The following is a 6,069-nucleotide window of genomic DNA, read 5'->3' as shown; positions in this document are numbered from 1 at the left end:
GCGGATCTTCGAGCGCTTCTACCGCGTCGACAAGGCGCGCTCGCGCGCCAAGGGCGGAACCGGCCTCGGACTCTCGATCGTGAAGCACATTCTCGCGCTCCACGACGGCGTCATCGAAGTGAAGAGCGCGGTCGGTCAGGGCAGCACGTTCCGCTTCGAGCTGCCGCGCCGAGCCACGTGAGACTCAGTCCGTCGTGCTGTAGATCTTGAAGCGCCCTTTGCGCTCCACCACCGAGCGCAGCCAGTGAGCGCGCGATCTCCGGCAACCCGTATTAACCCCACGGAAACATGGCGTTGAGTTTTCGGCAACGCGACGGCGCATAGGGTCCTTCCAGGAAGTCAGCGGTCGGCCGAGCCGGATCAACCGGCCGGCTCCGCCGTTACCATGGAGGAAGCCCGATGAAGGCACGTGGCCTCTGGCCGGCACTTCTGGCCGGGACGGTGGTCGCCACAGTCCCATGCTTCGCGCAGCCCAGCGGCACGTCGCCGGACACCGCGGCCGCGCCCAGCCACCAGGCGCCGCCGACACCGACTACGCCGCCGGACTTTCCAAGGGGCCGGATCACCGGATACCTGTTCGGAGACCTCTACTACAACGTGTCCGGGGATCCGACTCACGTCTACAACGCGGCGGGAGTCGATGCCGGCAACGTGGTGATCGACGGCATCCGGCCAATCACCGAGGACCTGAACGGTCTGCTGATTCGCCGCATCTATTTCCAGCTCGACAACGATCTCTCGATCAAATACGCGACCCGCTTCAGGCTCGAGCTGGACAGCCGGGCGCTCACCAGTGACGGCAAGATCGGCGCGTACCTGAAGAACGCCTATCTCCTGGCCAAGAGCGTCCTGCCGCGCGCCGACTTCTTCTTCGGGATGATCAACACGCCGACCTGGGAGAACAGCGAGGAGTTCTGGGGATATCGCTCGATCGAAAAGACGATCGCTGACTTCCGCGGCCTGGCGTCTTCCTCGGACCTTGGCATCTCGCTCAAGGGATTCGCCGATCCGAACCACCGGCTCGGCTATACGGCGATGATCGGCACCGGAACCGGCCAGCGGCCCGAGACCGATCGTTACAAGAAGTTCTACTTCACGCTGCCGGTCCGGATCGGCGAGCTCCGGCTCGAGCCTTACGTCGACTACCAGGGCGTCCGGGTCAACCTGGACACGGCGGCGCCGCTGTCCCCGGACAGCGCCGCGATCAACCAGGACCAAGCGACGTGGAAGATCTTTGCCGGATACGAATTCCGCCGGGTCGCGCTCGGCTTCGAGGCCCTGTCGCGCGTCAACCACCGCTCCGGAGTGCCCAACCAGGAGCCGCGCGGCTTCTCCTTGTTCGCTCGAGGCACGCTCTCGCCGACGATCGCCGCCTTCGCGCGCGTCGACCAGTGGGAGCCCAATCACCGGGCCTCGAATCGCGTGGATCAGCGTCTGTGGATCGCGGGCGTCGACTGGCAGCCGTTCCGCGACGTGCACGTCATGCCCAACATCGAGGCCATGGAGTACATCGAGAAGGGCACGGCGGTGGGGCCGGGGCAGCACGATCTGCAGGCGCGCATCACGTTCTACTACCGATACAGCAGGCCTCAGTCCTGAGAGGAACTCGACATATGAAGAACATCATTCAGCGAACGTTCTGGGCCGCGGTGGCTCTGCCGATGATGGCGTCGTGCCAGCCGGCGGTGGCGCAGAGCCTCACCGGCGCCGGTGCCACGTTCCCGTATCCCATCTACTCCAAGTGGTTCGATCTCTATCACGCGAAGACCGGTGTCGCGATCAACTACCAGTCGATCGGCAGCGGCGGCGGCATCCAGCAGCTCAAGGCCGGAACGGTCGACTTCGGCGCCAGCGACGCGGCGCTCAGCAATGACCGGCTCCGGGAGATGCCGCGAAAGGTCGTCCACTTCCCGACCGTGGCCGGGGCGGTGGCCATGGTCTACAACCTTCCCGGCGTCCAGGGCACGGTGAAGCTCACGCCCGAAGCGATCGTCGGCATCTATATGGGCAAGATCACCACGTGGAACGACAAGGCGATCGCCTCGGCGAACCCCGGAGTGTCTCTGCCCGCCGTGCCGGTCCTTCCGGTGCATCGCTCGGACGGCAGCGGCACCACCAGCATCTTCACCACCTACCTCTCGGCGGTGAACACGGGGTGGAAGGAGATGGTGGGCGCCAACACCGCGGTGTCGTGGCCGGCGGGCGTGGGCGGCAAGGGCAACGAGGGCGTCGCGGGACTGGTCCGCCAGACGCCGGGATCGATCGGTTACGTCGAGCTGGCCTACGCCAAGCAGAACAGGATCACCACGGCGGCAGTTCGCAATCGGGCCGGCAACTTCATCGAGCCGACCCTTTCCAGCACCACCTCGGCGGTGGCGTCCGCCGCCACCGCGCTGGCGAAGGACGTGCGCACCCCGATCGTGAACGGCGGGAAAGGCGACGCGTATCCGATCGCCGGGCTGACGTTCCTGCTCGTCTATCAGGACAGCAAGGACGCCGCCAAGCAGAAGGCGCTCGCGAACTTCATCGACTGGGCGATCCACGACGGCCAGCAGCACGCGGAGGCGCTGGATTACGCGCGGCTCCCGGAGGCGGTCGTCGCGCTGAACGAGGCCTCGTTGAAGACGCTCACGTCGAGCGGCAGGAAGGCCATTCCTTAAGCCATGGCGGAGGGCGTTGGCGCGGTGCGGCCGATCGAGGCCGTGATTCCCCGCCTGCGAGCGCGAGGGCGATCCCATCCGTGGGCGGACGCCGCGCACTATCGTCTGCTCCAGATCCTGGCGCTCACGGTTCTGGCCACCGTGCTGCTGATCGCCTGGGAGGCCCTTTCCGGGGCTCTGCCTGCGATGCGGGCCTATGGCTTCCGGTTCCTGATGAGCACCGAGTGGGATCCGGTCGCGGAACGGTTCGGCGCGTTGCCGTATCTGTACGGGACGTTGATGTCCTCGGCGCTCGCGCTGCTGCTGGCGCTTCCGCTCGGGCTTGGAACGGCGGTCTATCTCTCGGAGCTGGCGCCCCCGCGGGTCGGCTCGGCCGTGGCCTTCATCGTCGAGCTGCTGGCCTCGATCCCGAGCATCGTCTACGGACTGTGGGGCCTGTTCGTGCTCGCGCCTTTCCTGCGCGCCAACATCGAGCCGTGGCTGATCGCCCACTGGGGGTTCCTGCCGCTCTTCCGGGGATTCCCCTTCGGAATCGGGATGCTCAATGCGGCCATCGTCCTGGCCGTGATGATCCTGCCCACGATCGTCTCGATCTCACGCGAGATCCTGCTCTCGATGCCGCGCGCGCTGCGGGAATCGGCGCTGGCTCTGGGAGCGACTCGCGCCGAAGCCATCGCGGTGACGCTCGACGTCGCGCGCCCCGGCATCCTCGGAGCGGTGATCCTGGCGCTCGGCCGCGCGCTCGGGGAGACCATGGCGGTGACGATGGTGATCGGCAACACGAACCGCATCTCGGCCTCGCTGCTCGCGCCTGGCGCCACCATGGCGAGCGTCATCGCCAACGAGTTCAGCGAAGCGACCACCAAGCTGCACCTGTCGGCGCTGATCGAGATCGCGTTCGTGCTGCTGATGGTCACCATGCTGGTGAACAGCTTCGCGCGAGTGCTGGTGATCTGGAGCACGGGAGGACGACGTGACGTCGCCGGCGCCGCCTAAACTCGCTCCGCTCGTGGCCCACGGCCCGTCACTCCAGCGGCGGCTCTTCGACCGCGGCTCGACGGTGGCCTGCTACGTCGCCGCCCTGATCGTCATCTCCCCGCTCGCGCTGATCCTCTACCACGTCCTCCGTCTCGGGCTTCCCGGGATGACGGCGGAGTTCTTCTTCAATCTCCCCAAGCCGGTCGGCGAGACCGGAGGCGGCGTGGCCAACGCGATCGTCGGGACCGCGCTGATGGTCCTGCTCGGCACGGGACTCTCGGTGCCAATCGGCGTCGGTGCGGGACTGTTCCTCGCCGAGCACGGCAACGGCCGGCTCGGGACTCTCGTACGCACCACCGCCGACGTGCTGAGCGGCGTGCCGTCGATCGTGATCGGCGTCGCCGCCTACGGTCTGGTGGTGGTTCCCATGGGCCACTTCTCCGGCCTCGCCGGAGGCGTCGCGCTCGCCATCATCATGCTCCCGACCATCGTGCGCTCGACCGAGGAAGTCGTGCGTCTGGTCCCGCGCTCCTACCGCGAAGCGGCACTGGCGCTCGGCGCACCGCGCTGGCGGGTGATCCAGCAGGTCGTCCTTCCGGCCGCCGCGCCGGCGGTGCTGACCGCGGTGCTGCTGGCCCTCGCGCGCGCGGCCGGCGAGACCGCGCCGCTCCTCTTCACGGCGCTCGGCAGCCGGTTCTGGTCGCTCTCACTCACCCAGCCCATGGCGTCGCTGCCGGTCTACATCTTCGACTATGCTCGCGCTCCATACGATGACTGGAACCGCCAGGCATGGTCGGCCGCATCGGTGCTGCTGGTGCTGGTGACGTTGGTGTCGGCCCTGGTTCGGTTCACCGTTCGCCGCGTGCCTCGCCGATGACAGCGGGGGGAGGGGTTTCTTGACGGTGGATACGCGAGTGAAGGTCACTCCGCCCAAGCCGGCGATCGCGCCCCCCAAGCCGGTCAGCGAGCGGCCTCAGACCAAAGCGGGGCCGCCGGAGATCCCGATCGCGACGCGCGCCTTCAACCTGTATTACGGCGCGCATCACGCGCTCAAGAACATCAGCTTCGACATTCGCGCGCGCAGCGTGACCGCGATCATCGGGCCGTCGGGATGCGGCAAGAGCACCTTGCTCCGCTCCTTCAACCGCATGAACGACCTGATCGCCGGGGTGCGCACCGAGGGGGAAGTCCTCATCGACGGGCGCGACGTCACGACGCGCGACACCGACGTGGTGGAGCTTCGGCGGCGGGTCGGGATGGTGTTCCAGCGCGCCAATCCTTTCCCGAAGTCGATCTTCGCCAATGTCGACTTCGGGCTGCGGCTGCTGGGACTTCGCGACCGCACGGAAGTCGAAGCACGTGTCGAGCAGGCGCTGCGCCAAGCCGCGCTGTGGGACGAGGTCAAGGACCGGCTCGACAAGTCGGCGCTGCAGCTGTCGGGCGGACAGCAGCAGCGTCTGTGCATCGCGCGCTGCCTCGCGGTCGAGCCCGAAGTCGTGCTGATGGACGAGCCGGCCTCGGCGCTCGATCCGAGCGCGACCGCCCGGATCGAGGAGCTGATCCTCGACCTCAAGCGCACCTACACGATCGTGGTGGTCACCCACAACATGCAGCAGGCCGCGCGCGTTTCCGATAGCACCGCCTTCATGCTCAGCGGCGAGCTGATCGAATACGACGACACGGCGCACATGTTCACGAGCCCCAGGGAGAAGCTGACCGAGGACTACATCACCGGCCGCTTCGGCTGAGCCGGCAAGGAGGACCCGAAGTGCAGAGGCATTTCGATCAGGACCTCCAGGCCCTCAAGGAGGAGCTCCTGGAGATGGGAGGACGGGCCGAGGCGATCGTCCAGAAGTCGGTCGAGGCGCTGAAGCGCCGCGACCGCAAGCTCGCCGAGGAAGTGTTCACCGACGACAACGCAATCGATCGGCTCGAGATCGACGTGGACGAGCGTTGCGTGAGCCTGTTGGCTCTGCGCCAGCCAATGGCCGTGGACCTGCGCTTCATCACCGCCGCCCTCAAGATCTGCAACGATCTCGAGCGAGTTGGCGACCACGCGGTCAACATCGCGCAATCTGCCCAGAGGCTTTCGGGCGAGCCGCCGCTCAAGCCGCTGGTGGACATCCCGCGCATGGCCGACCTGGCGGCCAGCATGCTGCGCGAGGCGCTCGACTCGTTCGTTCGTCGCGACGGAGCGACGGCCAGGACGCTGGTGAAGCGCGACGACGAAGTCGACAACCTCAATCGCCAGGTGTTCCGCGAGCTGATCTCCTACATGATCGAGGATCCTCGCACCATCACCCGCGCGATGGACCTGATCCTGGTGGCGCGCAACCTCGAGCGCGTGGCCGATCTCGCCACCAACATCGCCGAGGAGGTGGTCTTCATCACCGAAGCCCGTATCATCAAGCACAACGTCGAGGAGCAGGTC

Annotated in this window: 7 protein-coding genes; all 7 read left to right on the top strand. The window is 66.9% G+C overall.

The window, feature by feature from the left end:
• Positions 1-181: ATP-binding protein (locus VFQ05_14150; GenBank protein ID HET9327905.1), on the top strand; the 181-nt coding region annotated here is incomplete at its 5' end.
• A gap of 218 nt (positions 182-399) precedes the next feature.
• Positions 400-1,599, top strand: a complete 1,200-nt coding sequence (locus VFQ05_14145; protein ID HET9327904.1) for a hypothetical protein — start codon at positions 400-402, stop codon at positions 1,597-1,599.
• A gap of 14 nt (positions 1,600-1,613) precedes the next feature.
• A complete protein-coding gene (gene pstS / locus VFQ05_14140; GenBank protein ID HET9327903.1) occupies positions 1,614-2,660 on the top strand; it encodes a phosphate ABC transporter substrate-binding protein PstS in 1,047 nt (348 codons plus the stop codon).
• A 3-nt stretch (positions 2,661-2,663) separates the two neighbouring features.
• Positions 2,664-3,656 (top strand): phosphate ABC transporter permease subunit PstC, encoded by a 993-nt coding sequence (pstC, locus tag VFQ05_14135; protein ID HET9327902.1) that lies wholly within the window; start codon positions 2,664-2,666, stop codon positions 3,654-3,656.
• Positions 3,634-4,515 (top strand): phosphate ABC transporter permease PstA, encoded by an 882-nt coding sequence (pstA, locus tag VFQ05_14130; protein HET9327901.1) that lies wholly within the window; start codon positions 3,634-3,636, stop codon positions 4,513-4,515. The genes pstC and pstA overlap by 23 nt, the downstream gene beginning before the upstream one ends.
• Positions 4,516-4,636: 121 nt before the next feature.
• Positions 4,637-5,386 (top strand): phosphate ABC transporter ATP-binding protein PstB, encoded by a 750-nt coding sequence (gene pstB, locus VFQ05_14125; GenBank protein ID HET9327900.1) that lies wholly within the window; start codon positions 4,637-4,639, stop codon positions 5,384-5,386.
• 20 nt (positions 5,387-5,406) lie between these two features.
• Positions 5,407-6,069 (top strand): phosphate signaling complex protein PhoU (phoU, locus tag VFQ05_14120; GenBank protein ID HET9327899.1); only part of this gene is annotated, 663 nt, incomplete at its 3' end.

It is taken from the genome of Candidatus Eisenbacteria bacterium (assembly GCA_035712145.1).
In the GTDB taxonomy this organism is placed as follows: domain Bacteria; phylum Eisenbacteria; class RBG-16-71-46; order RBG-16-71-46; family RBG-16-71-46; genus DASTBI01.
The sequence above is the reverse complement of the archived record's forward strand: the minus strand, read 5'-3'. Positions and strand labels throughout refer to the sequence as shown.

What these genes read in the sequence shown, in the direction of transcription:
- VFQ05_14145 (HET9327904.1), top strand. Translation starts at nt 400, where the DNA reads ATGAAGGCACGTGGCCTCTGGCCGGCACTTCTGGCCGGGACGGTGGTC.
- pstS (HET9327903.1), top strand. Translation starts at nt 1,614, where the DNA reads ATGAAGAACATCATTCAGCGAACGTTCTGGGCCGCGGTGGCTCTGCCG.
- pstC (HET9327902.1), top strand. Translation starts at nt 2,664, where the DNA reads ATGGCGGAGGGCGTTGGCGCGGTGCGGCCGATCGAGGCCGTGATTCCC.